We start from the raw sequence: 23,694 nt of genomic DNA, 5'->3' as shown, positions 1-23,694 counted from the left end.
TTACATGAAGAAATACCTGCCAAGCTAATTAATAAAGCTAATAAATCTATAGTAATTTAATATAAGTAGCGAATATTAAAAATACTCTAAGTGGAAATTAAATCCCTTAGAGTATTTTTTAGATATAAAAAGAAATAGACATTAAATAATTAAATTACTCATTTATTGCTTCAATACCCTGTTCCTTAAGCTTTTTTAAATTATACTTCATAATTTTAAGTTCCTCTTCTGAATGACCTTTCCATTCAGTTAATTCACCAATTACCCTTAAGGGGAAGGCTGTACGATAAGAACGGGTAGGGTTTCCAGGGAATCTTTTATTAGTCAAATTAGGATCATCTTCAAAGTCACCAGTAGGTTCAACTATATATATTCTTTCATTGCCATCACCCATTGCTAGCTCTGCTCCCCATATAGCTGCATCTAAAGTTGCTGTCATATAAACAAAATTAGCTTTTTTCCCTTCACCATAATTAGATGAAAATCCTATATTAATTAAATCTCCTATTTTAAGATTAGATTTTGTTCCGTGATAAAAAGGTCCATTATCTAAAATTGTATTTGATTTAGAAGTTGTGAATTTGTTCTTTTCAATACTCATATAAATTCTCCTTTTTATTATATTTACATCATATTATCACAGCTAAAGGGGGGAATATAAGTCTATATTTTATGTTTTTTAAATGATATAATTAAGGTGGAAGGATAACTTTACTAGTAAGGGTAAGTTATCTTTTTTTAGTGATATAATATTTAACATATATTATATTGCTTTATTTTTTATAGAAAATAAAATTATATATAGTTTTTATATAAAATAAAAGATTAAGAAGGACTGTAGAATTATGAAGATAATAAATGTAGTTGCAGCTGTAATAAAAAAGGAAGATAAGATTTTTATAACTCGTAGAAGCTATGGAGAATTTAAGGATATGTGGGAATTTCCAGGTGGAAAGATAGAGTCTGGAGAAACTAAAGAAGAAGCATTAATACGTGAAATTAAGGAAGAGCTTGAGTTAGACATTAAAATTATAGAGTATATAACAACAGTAAATTATGATTATCCTGATTTTCATTTAAATATGGATTGCTTTATGTGTGAAATATGTGGTGGAAGTCTTAATTTAAATGCACATAATGATGCTAAATGGGCTTCATTAGAGGAATTATCATTACAAACTTGGGTTCCAGCAGATATTGATATAATTAATGAATTGTTAAAAAAATACTAGTATTAATGCTTCAATATTATATATTTAATTATAATAGCTATAAAATATAGCATATTTACATTTCTCTTTAAGTAGTATTTATTAAGTAGATATTTTAGGGGGAATGACTTTTGGGTAAATATGAAGGGGAAGGATTTAATATAAGTATAAGTAAGGAAATTAAAATTAAGGTAGATAGCCTAATTGCAAAGAATAAAGTTCTTGAAAAATATGAGAAAAGCCAGATTCTACTTTCAACTATAGGAATACTAGGAGCAATAGTATATTGTTTTGTTACAAGTAATTATAGTCTAATTGAAGTTTGGAAAAGATACGAATTCTATGGAGTTATAATTTTGGTTTTAATTTATAATAACATTATTGAAAAAAGGGTTAATATATTAAAAAAAGAAGTTAATAAAGAAAAGGCTAAAATAAAAGATAAAATGATTCTTAGAATATGTGATTGTAAGGATAATTGCTATTGTAAAGAAGAATTAAATGAATATATGAAGAAAAATGGTGTTGGAGTTATATAGTGATTAATATTATTTTAGTAAAAGAAATATGTAGAAATAAAGTTGGAAAAGATTTTATTTAAGTTGTATATTATTAAAAATATGGAATTGAATTGAAATTAAGGGTTGCATATCCTGATAATTTATATGAGAATAGAAAATATACTTTATTTTTTCAGGTCCAAGGATTGGTTTAGATTAAGGAAAAAGTAAATAAAACAAAATAGTAAATTATAATAAGATTTAATAATGCTAATTAATGGCTTAATTTGTTAAATTAGTATAGTTATCACATTAGCTGATTATATCTAGTTGTGATAACTTTTTTTATAAAGTTATATTTTTTGTGAAATTATATATTAGGAGGTAATAGAATGAAGAAGGTAATTTCAATAGGTGAAGCTTTAATAGATTTTATTCCACATGAAAAGGGAGTAGCCTTAAAGGATGTAAATAATTTTTCAAGAGTTGCTGGTGGAGCACCTCTTAATGTAGCAGCAGCAGTTGCAAAACTAGGTGGTAAATCACAAATGCTAACAAAGTTAGGCTTAGATGCCCCAGGGGACCATATATTGGAAACGGTTGAAGCTTTAGGAGTAGACACTTCAAAGGTTTTAAGAACTAAAGAAGCTAATACTGCATTAGCTTTTGTATCACTAAAAGAAAATGGGGAAAGAGATTTTTCATTTTATAGAAATCCAAGTGCAGATATGCTTTTAAATGAAGCTGAAATAGATGAAGAGGTATTTAAAGATGGTGGTATATTACATTTTTGTTCTGTAAGCTTAATAGAAGCCCCAATTAAATATGCTCACAAAAAGGCAATAGAATTTGCTAAAAAGTATAATTGTATAATTAGCTTTGATCCAAATGTTAGACTACCACTATGGGATAGTGAAGAGGCTTGTAGAGAAGCAATATTAGAATTTTTACCACTATCTAATATAGTTAAGATTAGTGATGAAGAATTAGAATTTATAACTGGTATATCAGATGAAAAGGAAGCATTGGAATCTCTATTTAAGGGAGATGTTGAATTAATAATATATACTAAGGGAACAAATGGAGCAGAATTTATAACAAAGAAAAGAAAAATATTCTCACCATCCTTTAATGTGGAGGCTCAAGATACTACAGGGGCAGGGGATTCCTTTATAGGTTCATTCTTATACCAAGTTGCAGAGGGAAATAATACTTTAGATACATTAATAAATCTAGCAGAGGAAAAAATAAATGAAATACTAACTTTTTCTAATGGAACCGCTGCATTAACAGTATGCAAAAAAGGAGCTATAGGAGCACTTCCAAATAAAGATGAAGTTTTAACATTAATAAAAGGGATATAAATATGTTAAAAGAAAACTATGATGCTAGAATTCAAGAGTACATTAAAAAACATTTAAAGGAAGTATTATTAATTTTATAGAATAAATTAAAAAATAAACTAAGAATAAATTTTCTTAGTTTATTTTTATACTAATTTAAAGATACTTAAATTATTTACTGTAATTTATTTACTGTAATTTATTTAAACATATAAATTACAGACTAGAGATTACATTTTTAAAATATTGGTTAAGGTGCAGAAATCTTAATTAAGCATAATATATAAGGACGAATTCTTAATAAGGAGAATAATCCAAGATGAAGGTTAACTTAAAGAAAATAACCTGTGATGATTTGCTATTAAATAAATTAGAGTTTTTCAAGATGTTTAATATTTATAAAACTATAGATTGTAAAGAACATATTTATGTAAAGAGATATTATAGAAATAAATGTCTTATATTTAAGGAAAGATTAAATTTAATTAAGGTAGAAGGAACTAGGCCAATAATAAATATAAATTATGTTAAGCTAATAGATACCATAGAAGGAACTACATTAGAAGGGAAGCACCATACTGGGAATAAGCTAATAATTATAGGTGAAATAGCCTTTACTTTAATTTGTTCCTATAGTTATTGCAATAAAGATAAATATAAACTTCAAAGTATAACCATGTCTTTTAGTACATCTATAATAATTCCAAAGGATATATGTATTAGAGAAGTAATGAATTTAAGATATCTTATAGAAGATTTTACTTTAGCATATTTAGAAGATGACAAAATAATAGTTAGTATAACACCAATATTGCAGTATGTGGACGAATATTGTAATATTTCCTAGGAAATAAGGTGATAAAATGTTTGTATTAAATATGTGTAGAGTAGACTATAAATATAAATTATCATCTTTAAGCCCAGTAATAACTAAAACAGTCTTAAGTAATATGGTATCTACTCAAATAATTAATGAGAAAATAAAGATAACTAAATTTGTAGATAAAGAAAAAGCAGGCTCTTTTGATTTATTAAAATACACTATTGAGATTGTTAATATAAGTGATGAAAGAGTGAATAATATATTCGTCCAAGATGATATACCTCAAGGGACATGCTTTCTTGAAAATTCACTAACCATAAATAATATAAAGAAGAGATGTGTAACTCCAGAAAAGGGATTTTATATAACAAAACTAAATATTAAAGAAAAAATAAAAATAACCTTTAAGGTTATAATATTAAAACCAAAATATCCATATATAAAAAATACTTCAAATATAGAATACGACTATATTTATAATATTGAAGAAGATCCAATTAGAAGACATAAAGAAAGTAATACAGTAAAAACAAAATACCAAGATAATTTATTTAAAGAAGTCCTACAAAGGAACACCATAAACTTATCTAGTGAAATAGATTGTATAACAAAAGTTCATTGCTTTCCTAAAATAACAGGAGTTAAACTAATAAATTGTTATATAAAAGGAAAATGTGGACTTTTAATTATGGGGAAAATAAATTGTTTTCTCTTTTGTAAATGTAATGGTAAGAAATATATTATAGAAGATACAGAAGGCTTTTCCATATGCATGTTAGTACCTATAGGGATATCCTATTTAAATAAAGTATATATAAAAATAAAAACAGAATCTATATGCACAAAGTTAATTAATAGAAATACAATAGCTATATACAACTCCTTTTTTATATTTTGTTAAGCCACTGATTATAGAGATAAAAATATAATTAGTGGCTTAAATTATTTTATAACAAACGTTAAGCAATGCACAATTGATAATGAGTAATGCACTTTAATTAATGCATAATTGATAATGCGTAATGCACAATTGCGGAAATAATTCTGACAAGCTGAATTATGAATTTATTCCTTAATTCTTTCATTTTTTTCATGCCAATTTTGCTTCAGTAAAGAGGCTCTTCATTGACTATTTCATTTTTTCATTTCAAAAAACTCAGAATGAGTTTTCACCCTAATTATGCATTGTGCATTACGCATTATGCATTATCAGTAAGGATCTATATTAGTAACAGTTCTTTCAGGATAAGGGCTAGTGTTTGATTTTGCAGTAACTATAAAATCGTATCTAGTTCCTAATGGTGAGCTAACAGGAATTGTAGTTACAAGCTTTATTACTTTTTCAGTATTAGGAGCTAAATTAGTCATTTGTGAGAGTGTTTTATTATAAAGAGTATTAGCAGGCACATCTTCTATTTTAATGTCATCAATATAAATGGAGTAAGGAATTGCTACCTTTTGTATTATTAAGCTAAAGTTATCGTAGCCACCTCCAGTATTTTTGAAGTAATTAAGGATATTAGCTGTATTACCAGGAGGGGTAACTATAAAGGAAGTAGATTCATTTATTGCGTATAAAGGATTAGGTTTTAATGAGACTCCAGGTTGTAGTAGGCAGGTTATTATATTGCTTTTTTCTCCACTATAAACTTTAGTAGTTGAAATATCATTGTAATAAGAAGTTGCAGTTCCTTGGGTGGTTATATTTACTCCTGATTTTAAGTTTGCCTTAGGCACTACTGTAAATAATATATATCCTGATTGAGAGGCTGATAACTGTGGGATAGTTATAATAATTTTGTTTAAGGATGAATTATAGATGGCAGTACATAAAATTGTAGAGTCTATTTTATAAAATAAGAAGTTACTATCTATAGGAATTTCTATAGTACCATTAAGAAGTTTAATTGCACTATTATTTTGGAAGTTTAGTTTAAATTGTAATATTGAGTTTGTGCTTATATTTGCAGTTTGAGTGTAAATTACTGAAGTAGTTATATCTGTTACACTTAAATTCATTAATAGGTTTGGATGATTTATGGTTACAGTTAAGCTTTTACTTATAGTTATAGAACTTCCTCCTGGTACTTGTGTGTATATACATTGAAGAGTATTACTTTGAGTGGAGGTAGTTGCATTTAAACTTTTATTTGCATTGCTAATTCTAGCTGTGAATATATAATTTATACTTTGTTCATTTACTCTTGCATCAACGGTACCTTCTTGTGGAAAGGTAACTACATTTGAAGATACTGTAGGGGTTATTTCTCTATTATTTCTATAACTAGGTCCTACATATATTTGGCCACCACTTGGCAAGTTATCTCTAAGAAATAAGCCATAGGCAATAGTACCTTTAGTAATAGTTGCTGTAAGGCTATAGGTTATTAATGAACCAACTTTAAATATATCAGGGAAGTTAGTTTTAGTAAGGGTAATAGCCAAAGAAGATATAGTTATAGAGGCACTTTTGTTTAAATTACTATATTGAAAGTTAGTACTATTGGGATTGTAAACTTGTGAATAAGGATTTGTATTAGTTGCTGTAGTAGTTATATTTACCCCAGGGGAAAGTACTGAAGTTATTTTCACATCATAGGAAAGGGTTAAAGAATTTCCAGGAGCTAATTTCTTTATATAAAAAGATATATTATTTCCTTGAAGTATAGGTGTATTAAAACTACCACTACCACTTACCCTTATGCTATTTTCATTAACTGTAAATAGAGCTGATAAGGTATCATTTACTGTAAAATCAAAGGCATCTGTTTCTGTATTTAAGTTATTTGAATTACTTATAGTAACTGTATAGCTATAGACTTCATTAGATTGTATAGCATTTTTGTTAGGTCCAGACACAGATTTAGTTAGGGTTAAATTTGGAGTTCCTATATTAAAATTAACTTGAGAACGACCACTATAACTGTATTTATCAGTATTTATTCCTTTTAATTTCATTAAGTTAGCATTTTCTGTAGAGGAGCCAAGAAAGGCAATAGGTGCTTTAAAATTAATAGTAAATAGTGAAAGTCCAAGTACATCTCCATAATAAAAATCCACACCATGAGGACTTATTAATTGAGGTGGAGTTAATGGGTTAATGCCTGTATATAAATAATTCAAGTTATTTATAGGATCTACTGATAATGGAAAAAAATCATCTATATAAATTTGTTTTTGAATAGCTTTTAAATTAGATGCATTATAAGTTAAAGTGTATTCTGCTAAATCCCCAGGTGCTAGAGTGTTAATATTTTTAGGGGTTCCATCTTTGTAATATCCCTTTATAAATTGTTTATTTATAGTAGCTATAGCTATAGAAGAGGAAACATTACTGATATCAGTTACATTATTTAGAGTTGATACTAAGGTTCCTAATATATCAGTATTAGCTATAAAGGAATCACCAGCAACTACTGGCATATTTAGCCCTGAATCATCAAGTTTATATCTATAAAAGCTATCAACTCTTGCACTAATAGTAACTGTTCTACTAGAATTTGTAGTGGCAAGAGGGAAATTATATACAAGATAAAAGCCTTTTAAAGTAGGATTATCTACTACAGAGGAAGGGGCAGGAGAACTAGAAATGTAGTATATTCCATCTGGGAGAAGATAATGTACAACAATATTTTGAATATTATAGTATTGTCCAACTTTATAAATATAGGTGTAGGTTACATTGGTTTGCACATCTACTGTAGACCTACTTATAGAGGTAGTTATTATTAAATCCATTGCCGTTAGGGTAAAACTGTAATAAGAATTAGCAGTTACAAGTGGGTCAGCAGAATCCAGATTAACAGACATATTAAGCTTAGTACCATGACTAATATTATTGCCTTGATTATCATTGTAGTTATTCCAAATGGCATAACTAAATATAACTGTAGTGTTACTACTAATTGAAAGATTAATATTTCCATAGAAAAGCTCAGTGTAAATCTTTCCATTAATACTAACCTTACTTATAGTTGGATTTGTGAATTTTGATGCATCTGTGCCTGAAGTTGTAACATTTCCTATAAATCTAATACCATCATCTAGTAGTATTCTTATATTTACTAAAGAGGAAACATTTGAATTATTATTAAATTTACAGGTAGCTGTATTTACTTGAGTATAATCTGCTAATAAGGTAGAGTAGCCAGCACCCTTCAATACCTTCCCAGATGTTGTAATAGTACCTGAAAATCTAGTTGCTATATAGCTCATATTTACATTTTCTATAATTACCTCATTACCTACATCATAAATTCCTCTAGGCATAGTATCTACTTGAACTGAAAGAGTTATATTAGAAAAATTATATCCAAAGGGAATTGTGGTTCCATTTTTAAATTTAGTGTTACATCTTAAAGTGATGCTAAATTTATAATTTACTTCAAGGGGAGCTAAATCCTTTATATTAACCCAAGAGTAAGTTGTACTATTATCAGCATTAGTTATACTTGAAGTCTGGGGAATACTAGCTGAACTTAGTATTAATCCATCAGGCAAATTAAGTTTAATACCTAAATTATATAATCTTTGTGTGGAGCTTAAATTAGATATATTTACATCAAAGGAAGAGGTATTTCCTATTATAATGGGTATATTTTGAGTGTTATCAATACTCAATTTGAGTATATTAGAGGCCATAATTATTTTCACTCCTTATATTTTTATACAATTTATAGATTGTATAAATTGCCTTCATAATTCCAATTGAAATGAGGAATTATAACATTTAGTTTTTTTATTTTAAGTACATCTATTGATTTTACTATTAATTAGAGAGAAATGCGTAATAAGTAAAATTACATAGATGTACTTTATTATATTCAGGTTTATAGTCTTATGACATGCATAAAAGTTAAATTTTGTAGTAAAGGTCTATCATAGGAACAAATGAATTTCATCTTTAATATATTAATAATAGGTTTTCATAATAAATTTTTATTAAATTATGTAAATTTGAAAGGAAGATAAAAAATATGGCAATAATGCAACGATTTTCAGCAGTTGATAAAGCAGTATTGATATCAACTGGAAATAGTTTAGTTGTATGTGGTAGTAGTACTGAACCTTTTGTAAATACTTCTGATTTAATTAAAGTAGATGGCACAGTAACTAGAGATTGGACACAGGCAGGAAGTAGTGCTAATTTAAATATTTTAGCTAATAGTACGATACTTTATGCAGAACTTCTTTGGTATTCCACAGTTTTTAGTAATGTAACTGGAACTTTAGATCTTAGAAGTATTCAAGATAATCCAATAACACTAACTACTTCTAAAGGAAGTTATCAAATTACTCCAGATAATACAGACACCTATGTAGGAGCTTCTGGAAGCATAGATAGGTATAGGTCAGCTAATGTAACTAACTATGTAAAAGATGCGATGGCAGGAAATTATACTGTATCTAATGTACCAATAAGTATTCCAGCCACTGGTTTAAGTAATTCAAGAGCTGGATGGTCTTTAACTGTAATATATAGAAATAATTTGTTAAGACCACAAAAGGTAATTTATAGCTCAGGAGTTATTGGGGCTACAGCTAATGCTCCACTTCAAGCAACAATTTCTGGATTTACCACAAGTTCAGATCCTAATTTCTTAAATGGAAGTATAACTATAGTAGCTGCAAATGGTACTCCTCTAAATGGAAATGAAGTATTTTCTATTGGACCTTCTTTTGCACAATTAAGTAATGTGGGTAATCCAGTCTATACACCAAATCCTAACCCAGGTACAGCTCCAAACAATCCAGGAAATAGCTTTTTCTCAGCAGCTATAAATGTAGCAGATCCCCTTAATAATAGTAATGGATTATTGAATATTAATGGTACTAATGGAGTTAATAATAATGATGGATTTGTTCCTATTCAAAAGATAGGAGCAAGAAATAAATGGGATATTACAAATGTAAATATATCTAATACTTTAGTAACTAATCAAACTTTAGTTGCAGGGCAATTAACTACTGCTGGAACTGGAGATGGTATTCAGCTAGTGGTAGTAGGTTCTCAAGTTTCTGCAAAGGCACCAAATATAATAGCGACCTTAGAAGCTTATGATATAGATAATGACTCTGAATATAATGTAGAAGTTGGAGAACCACAAGTTTATGCAATAAAAATAAGAAATGATGGAGATGAAGATGCCAATAATGTAATAGTATCTGCAGTATTAAATTCATCATCTTCTTTTATACCAGGATCAGTTACTATAAATGGAGTATCTAATCAAAGTGCCAATATTATTAATGGAATAAATGTTGGAACTATTAGTGCAAGAGGAGTTACCACTGTTTTATTTAATGCTAGAATTGATTCTGTTCCTTCAGGTGGAACTTTATATCAAAATGTAAATTATAGTTATCAATTCCCATCAGGAATAGATATCATTACTAATAATGGAACTACAAATACAATAGCATTAATTGTTCAAGAAGGTAGGGTTAAGCTTACTAAAGTAGCATCTAAAACAGCTTTAGCTGTAGGGGATACAGTAACTTATACAATTGATATACAAAATGTAGGTACAGAAATAGCTCAAAATATATTCTTCCAAGATAAACTAGATGTAAATTCTTCATTTGTACCAGAAACAGTTTTGGTAAATGGAGTGCAATATTCTGATTATAACCCAGTAGCTGGATTTAATTTGCCGAATATGGCAGTGGGAGCTATAAACGAAATAGTTTTTCAAGCTAAGGTAAATTCAATTCCTTCATCGACAAAAGTAAATAATATAGCTTTTGTTACTTTTGGATATATGTATAATCAAGTAGACTATTTAAGAACAAAAACTATAGCTAGTAATTCTGTTAGTATAACAGTTCAATTTATTGATATTATTGGGGAAAGATGTAATAACAATAATTATCCAAGTGTAGGAGATACAGTAACTTATACTTTAAGATTAACAAATATGGGCAATATCCCTGCAAATAATGTGGCAATTTTAGAAGCAGCAATACCAGGAGCTACCTTTGTAAGTGGTAGTGTAAAAATTAATGGGGTAAGTTATCCTAATTTAAATCCATTTACAGGTTTTAATTTACCATCTGCAATAAACCCTCAGGAAACTGCTAACGTAGAGTATAAAGTTTTGATAAATAGTATAAATCCTGGAACTTCAATTTTAAATACAGCACAGGTTCCATTTAGATATCAAATTATACCAGGTGGAACAGTTATAGATTCAGAGCAAACTTCTAATACTGTTGAGACAGTTGCTAATTTTGTTTGTATAAATGCTGTTAAAAGCGTAAATACATCTTATGCAGAAATTGGTAATACCTTGTATTATAAAGTAGAAGTTACTAATGGTGGAAATATAAATGCCACTGATACTGTATTTTTAGATAGTTTACAATCTTATATTTCCTTTGTACCAGGAACTGTTGCTATTAATGGAGTACTTTATCCAAATTATGATCCAACTATAGGTTTTTCACTTGGAACTATATGTCCAGATGATGCTATAGATGTAACCTTCCAAGCAATAGTAAATAGTAGACCACAAGGAAATATAGTTTATAATAATGCAAGTATAGTTTATCAATTTAAACCAGATCCAAATAGAGGCAAATTAACTAATACAGTATTAACTAATACTGTACAAACAACTATTAATGAAGCTAAATATACTGTTATAAAATCCGTAGATAAAACTTATGCACAAGTTAATGATTTCCTAGTTTATACTACTACTATTCAAAATCTAGGAAATGTAAATTTAACTAATATTAAATTTGCGGATTATATAGGAACAGTTTTAGAGTTTTACGAAGGAACAGTATATATTAATGGAATAAATTATCCAAATTACAATCCAAGTAATCAATTTGAAGTTCCAGATATGCATCCAGGAGATACAACAACAGTAGTATTTGGTGTTAAGATACTTGATTTCACTCCTGTTGGATATATTCCTAATATGTCTGAAGTTACAGTAACCTTTAAGCAAAGTCCAGATAGTCCAGTAATAACTAGAACAGTATATTCAAATGATGTAAGAACCTATATACCAGTTGCGAAAATAGATTTAATAAAAAGTGTAGATAAGAGTTATGCAGGTGTAGGTGACATTTTAACCTATTCATTTACAGCTACTAATAATGGAAACTCAACAGCTATAAATACTTTATTTACAGATATTCTTCAATCAGAAATTTCTTTAGTTTCTGGTTCTGTAATAGTAAATGGAGTAAGTAAACCAAATTATGACCCGCAAGTTGGTTTTACTTTAGGTAATATGAATACTGGACAAGTTGTTACAATTGAATTTAAAGTAAAAGTTAATAGCTTGCCAAATCCTAATACTGTAAATGATAGTGCTATAGTTTCATATAGTTATTATGTAAATCCAGCAGATCAACCTATAACTAGGACTTCAAATTCCAATACAGTAACTACTATTATTAATAGCTATTCAGCTAATTTAACAAAGGCTGTTAATAGGGCCTATGCAACTATTGGAGATACTCTTAATTATACAATTACTGTAAATAATACTGGAACAGTAACTTTATCAAATGTTAATTTTAAAGATATTATTCCAAGTGGAGCTACTTTTGTTAATGGTTCTGTAGTAATAGATGGTGTAAGCAAACCAACCTATAATCCAAATACAGGATTCTTAATGAATGATGTTTTACCAGGAGGATATTCAGTAGTAGTATTTAATGCTACTGTAACTTCAGTTCCAACTCCACCACAAATTAATAATACAGCTAATATAACCTTTAAGTATCAATTAAGTCCGACTTCATCATATATTGATGGTACTTTAACTAGTAATACAGTTACAACTAATATTACTACTGTGAATGTAACTAATACTAAGAGTGTAAATAAGGCATATGCAACTATTAATGATACACTAACCTATACTTCTGTAATAGCTAACACTGGTAATGTTAATATAGAAAATACAAATTTTATAGATAATCTTAGAAGTGAAATTAGCTTTGTACCAGGTTCAGTTAAAATAGATGGTGTAACTTTTGGAAGCTATGACCCAACAGTTGGATTTACTTTAGGAACTATTAATCCTAGTTCAACTAAGACAGTTACCTTTGATGTAGTAGTTACAACTCTTCCACAGGATAATGTTATTACAAACTCATCTATTTTAAATTATCAATATAAATTAGATCCTACAAAACCTTATATTAATGGAACTGCAACTAGTAATACTGTTACTACTGTTATTAATTATGGTGATTTAACTATTACTAAAGCTAGTGATAGAAGTAGTGTAAGATTAAGTAATGTAATAACCTATAATTTTGTTGTAACTAATACTGGAAATACAATTCTTCAAAATCTTCTATTTAAGGATATTATTCAAGCAGAATCTAGCTTTAATGCAGGTTCAGTATTTATTAATGGAGTTAATAGATCCAATTATAATCCTAATACAGGTTTCCCATTAGACAATATTAATATAGGTGGACGTACTACTATTAGTTTTACTGTAACTGCAAATTCAATACCAGCAAATAATCAATTATTAAACAGTTCTGATATTAATTATAGCTATTATGTGGACCCACAAGGACAACCTATAAATAAAACTAAGACATCAAATACAACTACAGTTTATGTTTATGACACTATAGTATCTGCTAATAAGATTGTAGATAAGGCAATTGCCAAACTTGGAGATACTTTAAACTTTATAGTTACTTTAAAGAATGATGGGAATGTACCAACACAACATGGATTCTTTAAAGATATATTAGACTCAAATATATCCTTTGTAAGTAATTCTGTTTATGTAAATGGAGCACAAAAGACTGGTTTTAATCCTAGTACAGGCTTTAATATTGATGATATATTAGCAGGAACAACTACTACAATTACTTTTGCAGCTACTATAATAAGTAGACCAGCAAATAATATAATTTACAACTTTGCAACCTATAATTATGACTATCTTTCAGGAACAGAAACTATTAGTGCAACAATTAACACTAATACCACACAAACCTATGTGGCTTTTGGTGAATTAACTATTACTAAATCAGTAGATAAAGCATATGCAACTGTTGGAGATACCTTAGCTTATTCAGTATTAATTAGAAATACTGGTTCTGTAAATGCTACTAATTTAATATTCAAGGATTTAATTCAAAGTTCTGCATCCTTTATAACTGGAAGTGTAGTAGTAGATGGAGTTTCAGAGCCAAGCTTTAATCCTAATACTGGTTTTAATTTATCAGATTTACCTCCATATACTTCTCATATTGTCATATTTAATGTAAAAGTAGATTCATTACCTCAAAGTGGAGAAATTAATAATAGTTCAGATGTTACCTTCACTTATAAATTAACAGATTCAGATCAACCTGTAACTAGAACAACTACTTCAAATACAGTTACAACTTTAATCAAAATAGCAACTCTTACAGCAACTAAGGCAGTAGATAAAGCTTATGCAACTATAGGAGATACACTAAATTATACAGTTACTATTAATAATAGTGGTAATGCAAATGCCTTTAATGTATTCTTCCAAGATATAATTCAAGCAAATGCTAGCTTTATAGCAGGTTCTGTTAAGATTAATGGTGTAACCTATGATAATTACAATCCAAATACAGGCTTTGTTTTAGCAGATATTATAGGGTTTGGAAGTATAACAGTAACTTTTGCAGTAAGGGTTCAAAGTTTACCAGTAGATCATACTATTTATAACTTTGCAACTATTTCCTATAAGTATTATATAGATCCATCTAATTCTCCAATTGCAAGAAGTGTACAATCAAATACAGTACAAACTGTAATTAATGTAGGAAGCTTACAAGTTAATAAAGCTGTAAGTAAGTCATATGCAACTATAAACGATGTAATAACTTATACAGTTACTATATTTAATGCTGGAAATACTTTAGCTAAAAATGTTAATTTTAGAGATGTAATTCCTTTTGGATTAACCTTTGTTACAGGCTCAGTTAAGGTTAATAATATCTCTTATCCAGCTCTTGACCCTTATGCAAGCTTTACTTTAGGAAATATAATATCTGGTGATACTGTAATAGTAACTTTTGATGCTTTAGTAACTTCATTACCAAATCCATCTTTAGTAAGTAATACAGCAAATATAACCTTTTCCTATAAGATTGATCCAAATGGAGCTGATATAACTGTTATTGTAAATTCTAATACAGTAACAACACAAATTAATGTAGGCTCATTGAATTTAGTTAAGAGTGTGAATAAAGCTTATGCAACTATGGGAGATATAATAACTTATACAGTAGTTGTAAGTAATAATGGAAATGTAATTGCTGATAATGTAGTATTTACAGATAATTTGCAACAAGATATATTATTTAATTTGGGTTCTGTAAAAGTTAATGGTATAACCTATCCAAATTATGATCCTAATGTAGGTTTTAATATAGGAAATATCGATACCTTAAATAGTGTAACTGTAGTATTTACAGCAACAGTTATTAATAATCCAACTAGTAGAGCAGCTCTAAACTATGCAATAGGAACTTTTTCTTATAAGGTAGATCCAAGTGGTCAATATTATGAAAAATCTATTCAATCTAATACTGTTTCAACAATATTAGTTAGACCTGCATTATCAGCAAGAAAAATAGTTGATAAGGCATATGCAACTATATTAGATGAATTAAATTATAGTGTTCAAGTAAAAAATGATGGTACTACAACTATTTCTCGATTATTCTTTACAGATTTCTTATCTAATGGAGCTGCCTTTAAGTCAGGAACTGTAAAGGTTGATGGATTAAGTTATCCAAGTTATGATCCAATATCAGGATTTAATTTACCTGATCTTGTATCTGGTAATACTTCATTAGTAGAATTTAAGGCTATAATAAACACTTTACCAACACCACCACAAATAACTAACTATGCTATATCAAATGGTGTTTATTATGTGGACCCACAAGGTTCTAGTTATCCTATAAGTGCTACTTCAAATACTGTTACAACTAATGTAAATGTAGGAACTTTATCAAATGTAAAGACAGTAGATAAGATGTATGCAAAGGTTAATGATATTGTAAGTTATACTTCTACAATAACTAATACAGGAAATGTAAATGCTACTAATATATTCTTTACAGATATATTAGCAGCAGGATTAATTTACGCTATAGGAACTGTAAGTATAAATGGTATAATTTATCCATCATTAGATCCAGTAACTGGATTCCAATTATCTGATTTAGCACCAAACCAAACTGTAGTTGTATCCTTTAATGCTAAGGTGACCTCTCTGCCAACACCGTCATATATAAGTAATACTTCTAATGTTCAATTTAGTTATAAAGTAGATCCAAATGGAAATATTATTACTAAGGATCAACCAAGTAATACTGTAATAACTAATATTGTTTTAGGTAAGATAACTGCAGTTAAAGTTGTAGATAAGCCAATAGCTACAATTGGAGATGATTTAGTTTATACTATCACTCTAACTAACAATGGAAATGTTATTGATAATAATGTAGTATTCCAAGATGTACCTTCAACAGGAGCAGTATTTAAAGCAAATAGTGTTAAGGTAAATAATATAAGTCAACCAACCTTTGATCCAACTGTAGGATTTAATTTAGGAAGTATAGGCATTGGAAATGTTGTAACAGTACAATTTACAGCAACAGTAGTATCAGTTCCACCTACTAATCAAGTTACTAACAAAGCATTTATTACTTTTGATTATTTGGTAGATCCAAAACAACCACCTTATACTGATACCACTTATTCAAACACTGTAACAACTAATATAGCTTTAGGTAAGTTAACAGTTACTAAAGAAGCTAACAAGAAGTTTGCAACTATTGGTGAAGAAATCACTTATACAATTGTTATTCAAAACACAGGAAATATAAATGCAACTAATGTTATATTTATAGACCCAATACCTCATAACACTATATTTGTAAATGGATCAGTAACTATAAATGGAGTAGCTTATCCAAATTACAATCCAGCTGTAGGATTTGATTTAAATACTATGACACCTGGACAAATAATAACAGTAGTTTATAGAGTTCAAATAATAAATCTATGTTAATATAATAATTATTTTTGGAGCTGTAGCAACAGCTCCTTATTAATTTTGGCTTTCGTCATCCTTTATAAGAAATTGGTGAGTTTTGCCCATATTATAGGCTAATTTTATCATACTTATTTCTTCAGAATTTAATTTCTTATTATACATTTTTTCAATTTGAAGAATTAAAGCATCATAATTAACTATTTTCTTAGGCTCTGATTTTATTCTAATAGGAGTATGAGAATAAACTTTGGACTCTATTGAATCAGTATATAATTCTTTAAAAATCTCAGCTGTATAGTAAGCGTCATTAAAGGCGTTATGAAATTCAGATTCTATATGTATATTTAGAAAATTCAATGCATTTTTTAAACCAATACTTTTTTTATGTGGAATATTAAAATGCTTGCTAGCATAATGCTGGATGTCTATATAAAGTTTAGGAAGATTTTCAGTAGGAAGATTAAAGTAAATAATGTTTTTATATAATTCTCTTAAGTCTACAAGTCCCCATATAACAAAGGTTACCTCTTCATTTCCAATAAAATTCGTAAAGTCATAATAAATATCTGTAAAGTTTTTAGCTGAATGAAGGATTTCTTCAGTAATTTTTGTTAGCTCTTGAACATAAGGAATAATATTTTTATAAACAGTAGGTTTAACTAATTCATTAAAGGTTGAAATAGTTTTAAAATCCTCATCTAGTTTTAAAGCTCCAATTTGTATTATCTCAAAAGGCAATTGAGGAATTTTATCTTCCTTATTAGAACTTTGATTAAATTCTAGATCAAATATAATATATTTCATATAAATCACCTCTTTTAAATATAGTATGCTCAAATTATATAATATTAAGGTCTTTATAATATACTACTTTCATAAAAATATCTTTATATTTAATGATACTTATAAAAATCCAAAAAAATTTCTTAGCTATTATTGAAAAATCAAATATAATTAGTATAATATTAAGATGAATTTAGATAATTTATGGTTTGTTTTTAGGTGAAAATAAGTTGTAATAGAAATTCTGATTATTAAGTCATATAAAGTGAAATAATATTAAATAATAGTAGAAGATAACATTTGTAGAATATGCATCATATAAGGGGTGATTATATCTATGAAAATAGCAATATGTGAAGATCAAGATGTACAAATTAATTTACTTAATAATCATATTCATAATTGGGCAAAGGAAAAGGATACTAAAATATCCATAGATACTTTTAATTCTGCAGAAGAATTTTTATTTGAATGGTCAGATTATAATAAATATGACATTATATTTTTAGATGTAAATTTAAGTAAAATGTCAGGGGTAGAATTATCTAATATAATAAGAGAAAAAAATACAAAAATAGATATTGTTTTTGTAACAGGACTTTTTAAATATGCATTACATGGTTATAGAGTTCGAGCATTACAATATCTAATAAAGCCTATAAAAATAACGGATTTATATTATTGTTTAGATACAACTTTAGATAGAATTAATAATGATGAAGAAGTATCATCATTTGTTTTAGAGACATCTAAGAAGGTTATAAAATTAGATTATAATGAAATATATTATTTTGTTATGTTTTCTCCATATATAGATATTCACACAAATTCTGAGAAAATTACAGTAAGAAAAAATATAAGTGAAATAGAAATGATTCTGCCAAATGAGTATTTTGTAAGATGCCATAGGTCTTATATAGTAAATATTAAGCACATTAAGTCCATAGTAAAAAATAATATCATGCTAGAAAACGGAGTTAATATACCTATAAGTAGGGGAAAGTATAAAGAGGTTAATGAAACCTTTATAAATTATATTTGTGAGTAAGGATTGAATAGCTTTATGACATTTTTATATATATCTGAATTAATAATTACTTTTATAAGTTCCTTTATGATATTATACTTTTTTAATAAGATAATGCTTCCTAAATATGATAAATACAATAAACTATTTAACATAATAATGGTTACATTTTATACTTTTATACCAGCAATAAATATTAATAACATATTTATTTATTTGAAAGGAAGTAAAATTGTAAGTTTTATTATTTTTTATTATCTCATATTGTTAATTTATCCTATTTTTTTTAGAAAAGGCAGAATATCGGAAAAGTTTTTTTTATCATCATTATTCATTACTACTATGATAGTAAGTTCTTTTATAGTGTATTCTATAGCTTTTAAGATATTTAATGTATCATTTTCTGAGATGTTTTTAATAATTAATTATAAAAGAAGTATATTAGTATTTATTGTTAAAATTATACAATTTGTTCTTTTATCATTTTTTATTAAAAATTTAAATTTTATAAAACTAATAAAAGATGTAACTTTATATAGTCTTGCAATTATATTACTTTTAGATCATATTTTAGTTTTTATAATTGAAAGAGATGTTATAGCCAATAGAGATATAATTAATATTGATATTATAACTATTCTGTTTAGCTTATGTAGTATACAAGTTTTATTAATATACATACTAACTATATTTTTAAAGGAAATGGAAGAAAAATTTTTATTGAAAATGAATTTAAATCGTAAAATTCACGATAAGGAAATTCGAGATATGTATACTGAAATGATTGGATGGAGACATGATTTTAAAAATCATATTAGTGTGATTTTAGGATTGCTTCAAGTTAGTGGTAAAGAGGCAGTTATAGAATATATAAATGAAATAGATAACAGTATGAGCAAGTTAGATAAAAATATTTATACAGATAATATAGCTGTTAACTCTATATTATTAAGTAAAATAAAAATTGCAGAAGAAAAAAATATAGATATAAGATTAAATCTAAAGATAAATTCAAAAATAAAAATTTCTAATGTAGATATTAGTACTGTACTTGGAAACCTTATTGATAATTCCATTGAAGCCTGTACTAATGTGAAAGGATATAGATTTATTAATTTAAAAATAGCCTCAGAAAATAATATTTTAGTTTTTAAGATAAGTAATAGCACTAATGGATATATAAATGAAGTTAATGGTAGATTTTTATCTACTAAAAATACTGAAGTAAGTGGCATTGGACTAAGTCAGGTAGATAATATAATAAAAAAATATAATGGCTATATAAATAGAAGTCATAAGAATAATATATTTACTACATATATAATGATACAATAAATTTGAATTTTAAATTAATAGGGTTACTTATGTAACCTATTTTTTCTTTTAAATTCAATAATTACTTAAAAAAGTAAATACAAATGCAATTCGACAACGAAAAAAGACATTTTACGACAAAATTAAATTTGATTAATAAAAATACAGTAGAATAATAATACAAAAATATTTATGATAGTAAATTTAACTGTATGAGGTTTAAAAATATGAGATTAAAGAAAATAATAATATTTATTTTAATAATTATTTTATTTCCTATAAGAGCATATTCAGAAGTACTAAATGATTCTAATTTTGAGAGTATATCTATCCATGATGGACTTTCAAACGAATATGTAACGACTATATTTCAAGATAGTCAGGGATATATGTGGATAGGAACTAAAGATGGTCTTAATAGATATGATGGTGAAAGAATAAAAATATATAATTGCTATCCTAAAAAAGATAATTCTTTAAGTTCAACTTATATAACCGCAATAGAAGAAGATGTTAATGGAAACCTTTGGATAGGAACTGATAATGGATTAGACTTTTTAGTCAAAGAATCAGATACAATAGTAAGAATGAAGGATATATATGATAAATATAATTTAGGAAACTTAAAGATAACATCCTTATTAAAAAGTAGTTACGATGAAAATGTAATGTGGGTAGGTACAGATAATGGGTTAATGAAATTTAATCTTAAAGATGCAAGTGTACAAGCATTTTATCATGATCCTAATGATAGTAATTCTTTAAGTAGTTCATCAATAACCTGCTTGGAGGAAGATGGAGAGAAAAGGTTATGGGTAGGGACAAGATTAGGATTGAATTTAATATATGAAAACTTAGCAATAGAGAAGAGTAAATCAGAAAAAAAATCCTTTATTAACCATATGTCAAAGGATAATTTCGGGAATATATGGATATCTACTAAGGAATATACTTATGTATACAATATATATGAAGAGGAAAAGGACCATATATATATAATTGATAGTGAGGGAGCAAAAAAACACAATTTAAAAGAAGGTACTATAACTAATGCTTATGAATTTAAGGAGAATAAAGTTAATTTTTATAGCAATTTTATTTTTAACGATAGTAAAAATAATGTATGGTTATCTACAAGTGATGGCGCAATAAAATATTCAGTAGATAAAACCACGTTTAATGTATTTAGAAAGGATATAAGTGCAAATAATTCAATTTCTAGTAGTGTTATAACATGCTTCTTTGAAGATTTTAATGGAACTATTTGGATAGGGACAGACAAAGGAGTAAATGTATTAAATGATAATGTACTATTTAGTTATATCAGTAAGGAAAGTAGGAACATAGTATCTATAGTGCAACATAATGATACTATATGGATAGCAACTAAATTCAATGGAATACATATATATAAAGAAGATACTAGAGATTTAGAATTATCATTATTTGAAGAAACAGATTTATCTTTTAGTGATATATATATAAAATCTATGTTTAAACTAAAAGATAAATATATGGTTATATTAACTAATAAGGATATTATAATCTTTGATACTGAAAATAAAACCTATATAAAAAGAAAAATAGGAGATGATTACTCTAAAGAATTAAACTATCTATATTATGATGAAAAAGTTGTATGGTTAGCTTCAACAAGTGACTTTTATACTTATAATGTAGAGAAAGAGGAAAGGGTTTATTATAGTGAAGCTTTGATGGAATATGGAGTAAATCCAGGTGAAGTAAAAATAATTTTACCAGATAATGAAGATGAAAATATTCTTTGGTTAGGTGGAATTGAAACTGGGTTAATTAAATTCCATAAGGAAAAAGGCGTAATAGATAGATATACTAAGGATTATTCGGATGAAAATGCTTTAATTAACAATTATATAAATTGTATGACCTTTGATAATTTAGGAAACTTGTGGATAGGTACTAATGTTGGAGTTTCTAAATTTGACGTAGATAAAAATGAATTTATTTCTTATACTACAGCTGAGGGATTAACTAATAACTATATAAACTCAATCTTAATTGATGATAATAACGATATATGGATAAGTACTAATAAAGGCTTAAATAAGTATGATGTAAAAAATAATATCATAACCAATTACACTAAGATGGATGGATTATATGGATATCAATTTAACTTGAATTCAGGTTTAAAGCTTAAAGATGGAACACTGATATTTGGTAGTACGGAAGGCTTTACATATTTTAATCCAAATGACTTATCTAGTTATGATATGAATGATGATGAGGTAGTAATTGGTGATATTTTTGTTGGAAATAATAAAGTTACTTATGATGGTGAGGAACTTGTTTTAGATTATAATTATAAAAATTTAAATATTAATTTTTTCTTACCTAATTATGAAAGTTTAAATAATACTACTTATGAATATATTCTAGAAGGACTTGATAAGGACTGGATATATCTTGATAGGACTAGTGAGATAAATATTAAGTCCTTAGAGCCTGGAAAGTATGTTCTAAAAGTAAGAGCTAGAGATGGACATGGAGAATTAACTAAAGAGGTAAGTATAAATATAAAGGTAAAGAACCCTTTTTGGAAAACTCCTTTAGCATATACAATATATATTTTAATACTATTAATAATTGTTATTTATGTAGCTAATTATGTTAAGATATTACAACATTTAGTTAATCAAAAGACTAAGAATTTAAATAAACAATTAGAAGAAAATAAAAGACTAAGTAAAGAATTAATAAATAATGAGAAGTTTAAAAATAATTATTTTGTAAACTTATCTCATGAATTAAGAACACCAATAAATGTTATTTTATCTACAGTACAATTAATAAATTTACTTAATAAGGATAAAAGCATTAATCATGATAAAATTAATCAGTATATGGGGATTGTTCACAAAAGCGGTAAGAATCTATTAAAAATAATAAATGATATAATAGATAGCTCAAAGATAGAAACTGGAAAATATAAGATTTCTAAGAAAAACAATGATATAGTTTATATAGTTGAGGAAACTGCACTGAATATGAAAAATTATATAGAAGAAAAAGGGCTATCTTTTATAATAGATCCTGATATAGAAGAAAAGATTATATCCTTTGATGAAACTGAAATTGAAAGATGTATAGTGAACTTATTAGGTAATGCTATTAAGTATAATAAAGACGGTGGCGAAATAAGATTATATATTAAAGAGGTTCCAAATTATATTGAAATAACTGTGGAAGATACGGGGATTGGAATATCAAAAGCTGATCAAGAATTTATATTCAAGAGATTTTCACAAGTTGAAGGTACAGGAGTTGCCAAGGCAACTAGTAGTGGTATAGGACTTACTCTTGTTAAATATATAGTTGAGCTTCATGGTGGATATATTAAACTTGAAAGTGAAGTTAATGAAGGAAGTAGATTTACTATAGGACTTCCTGATGTATTAGAAAATATAGAAGAAAATACTAATGAAATATTTTCTAATATAGAAAATATACATTCTTTTAAAGGAAAGGATTTTTTAATGGAGTAAAATTACTAGCTTTCTATATGAAGTAAGTTTAACTATTAGAATTAATAAAGATATATTAGTAGATATAAGTATTAATATATCTTTTTTATTATTAAAATTTTTAATATAGTTATGTAGTTGTTATAAATTGTA

General features: G+C 27.0%; 12 protein-coding genes. 9 read left to right on the top strand and 3 right to left on the bottom strand.

Annotated features, from left to right (window positions below; translation table 11 throughout):
- Window positions 1-154: 154 nt before the first annotated feature.
- Entirely contained in the window at window positions 155-601 is a 447-nt protein-coding gene (arr, locus tag HUJ77_RS00225; protein WP_291706556.1) for an NAD(+)--rifampin ADP-ribosyltransferase, read from the bottom strand.
- A gap of 244 nt (window positions 602-845) precedes the next feature.
- On the opposite strand from arr, the gene HUJ77_RS00220 reads away from it, so the two are divergent.
- From HUJ77_RS00220 to HUJ77_RS00200, 5 genes are all read left to right on the top strand, one after another.
- Entirely contained in the window at window positions 846-1,232 is a 387-nt protein-coding gene (locus tag HUJ77_RS00220) for a (deoxy)nucleoside triphosphate pyrophosphohydrolase (protein ID WP_291706555.1), read from the top strand.
- 110 nt (window positions 1,233-1,342) lie between these two features.
- Window positions 1,343-1,750 carry a hypothetical protein gene (locus tag HUJ77_RS00215; RefSeq protein ID WP_291706554.1) on the top strand — a complete coding sequence of 136 codons (408 nt, stop codon included), beginning with the start codon at window positions 1,343-1,345 and terminating at the stop codon, window positions 1,748-1,750.
- 353 nt (window positions 1,751-2,103) lie between these two features.
- Window positions 2,104-3,075 (top strand): carbohydrate kinase, encoded by a 972-nt coding sequence (locus HUJ77_RS00210; protein ID WP_291706553.1) that lies wholly within the window; start codon window positions 2,104-2,106, stop codon window positions 3,073-3,075.
- A 298-nt stretch (window positions 3,076-3,373) separates the two neighbouring features.
- Complete coding sequence (locus tag HUJ77_RS00205) at window positions 3,374-3,901, top strand: hypothetical protein (protein ID WP_291706552.1); 528 nt, start codon at window positions 3,374-3,376, stop codon at window positions 3,899-3,901.
- A gap of 16 nt (window positions 3,902-3,917) precedes the next feature.
- On the top strand, window positions 3,918-4,778 hold the full coding sequence (locus HUJ77_RS00200) for a DUF11 domain-containing protein (protein WP_291706551.1): 861 nt from the start codon (window positions 3,918-3,920) through the stop codon (window positions 4,776-4,778).
- A gap of 308 nt (window positions 4,779-5,086) precedes the next feature.
- Here HUJ77_RS00200 and HUJ77_RS00195 read toward each other — a convergent pair whose 3' ends face one another.
- Complete coding sequence (locus tag HUJ77_RS00195; RefSeq protein ID WP_291706550.1) at window positions 5,087-8,518, bottom strand: isopeptide-forming domain-containing fimbrial protein; 3,432 nt, start codon at window positions 8,516-8,518, stop codon at window positions 5,087-5,089.
- Window positions 8,519-8,853: 335 nt separating this feature from the next.
- On the opposite strand from HUJ77_RS00195, the gene HUJ77_RS00190 reads away from it, so the two are divergent.
- Window positions 8,854-16,929 carry a hypothetical protein gene (locus HUJ77_RS00190; RefSeq protein WP_291706549.1) on the top strand — a complete coding sequence of 2,692 codons (8,076 nt, stop codon included), beginning with the start codon at window positions 8,854-8,856 and terminating at the stop codon, window positions 16,927-16,929.
- A 39-nt stretch (window positions 16,930-16,968) separates the two neighbouring features.
- Here HUJ77_RS00190 and HUJ77_RS00185 read toward each other — a convergent pair whose 3' ends face one another.
- On the bottom strand, window positions 16,969-17,718 hold the full coding sequence (locus HUJ77_RS00185) for a 3'-5' exonuclease (RefSeq protein WP_291706548.1): 750 nt from the start codon (window positions 17,716-17,718) through the stop codon (window positions 16,969-16,971).
- 316 nt (window positions 17,719-18,034) lie between these two features.
- Here HUJ77_RS00185 and HUJ77_RS00180 point away from each other — a divergent pair, with 316 nt between their 5' ends.
- From HUJ77_RS00180 to HUJ77_RS00170, 3 genes are all read left to right on the top strand, one after another.
- Window positions 18,035-18,745 (top strand): LytTR family DNA-binding domain-containing protein, encoded by a 711-nt coding sequence (locus tag HUJ77_RS00180; protein ID WP_291706547.1) that lies wholly within the window; start codon window positions 18,035-18,037, stop codon window positions 18,743-18,745.
- A 342-nt stretch (window positions 18,746-19,087) separates the two neighbouring features.
- Window positions 19,088-20,059 carry a sensor histidine kinase gene (locus tag HUJ77_RS00175; protein ID WP_291706546.1) on the top strand — a complete coding sequence of 324 codons (972 nt, stop codon included), beginning with the start codon at window positions 19,088-19,090 and terminating at the stop codon, window positions 20,057-20,059.
- Window positions 20,060-20,265: 206 nt separating this feature from the next.
- Window positions 20,266-23,562, top strand: a complete 3,297-nt coding sequence (locus tag HUJ77_RS00170) for a sensor histidine kinase (RefSeq protein WP_291706545.1) — start codon at window positions 20,266-20,268, stop codon at window positions 23,560-23,562.
- Window positions 23,563-23,694: the final 132 nt, after the last annotated feature.

It is taken from the genome of Clostridium sp. (genome assembly GCF_021443865.1).
Taxonomy (GTDB): domain Bacteria; phylum Bacillota; class Clostridia; order Clostridiales; family Clostridiaceae; genus Clostridium.
The sequence above is the reverse complement of the archived record's forward strand: the minus strand, read 5'-3'. Positions and strand labels throughout refer to the sequence as shown.

Coding starts and splice junctions, on each gene's coding strand:
- HUJ77_RS00210 (WP_291706553.1), top strand. CDS start 2,104: ATGAAGAAGGTAATTTCAATAGGTGAAGCTTTAATAGATTTTATTCCA.
- HUJ77_RS00170 (WP_291706545.1), top strand. CDS start 20,266: ATGAGATTAAAGAAAATAATAATATTTATTTTAATAATTATTTTATTT.
- HUJ77_RS00190 (WP_291706549.1), top strand. CDS start 8,854: ATGGCAATAATGCAACGATTTTCAGCAGTTGATAAAGCAGTATTGATA.
- HUJ77_RS00205 (WP_291706552.1), top strand. CDS start 3,374: ATGAAGGTTAACTTAAAGAAAATAACCTGTGATGATTTGCTATTAAAT.
- HUJ77_RS00220 (WP_291706555.1), top strand. CDS start 846: ATGAAGATAATAAATGTAGTTGCAGCTGTAATAAAAAAGGAAGATAAG.
- HUJ77_RS00195 (WP_291706550.1), bottom strand. CDS start 8,518: ATGGCCTCTAATATACTCAAATTGAGTATTGATAACACTCAAAATATA.
- HUJ77_RS00185 (WP_291706548.1), bottom strand. CDS start 17,718: ATGAAATATATTATATTTGATCTAGAATTTAATCAAAGTTCTAATAAG.
- HUJ77_RS00180 (WP_291706547.1), top strand. CDS start 18,035: ATGAAAATAGCAATATGTGAAGATCAAGATGTACAAATTAATTTACTT.
- arr (WP_291706556.1), bottom strand. CDS start 601: ATGAGTATTGAAAAGAACAAATTCACAACTTCTAAATCAAATACAATT.
- HUJ77_RS00200 (WP_291706551.1), top strand. CDS start 3,918: ATGTTTGTATTAAATATGTGTAGAGTAGACTATAAATATAAATTATCA.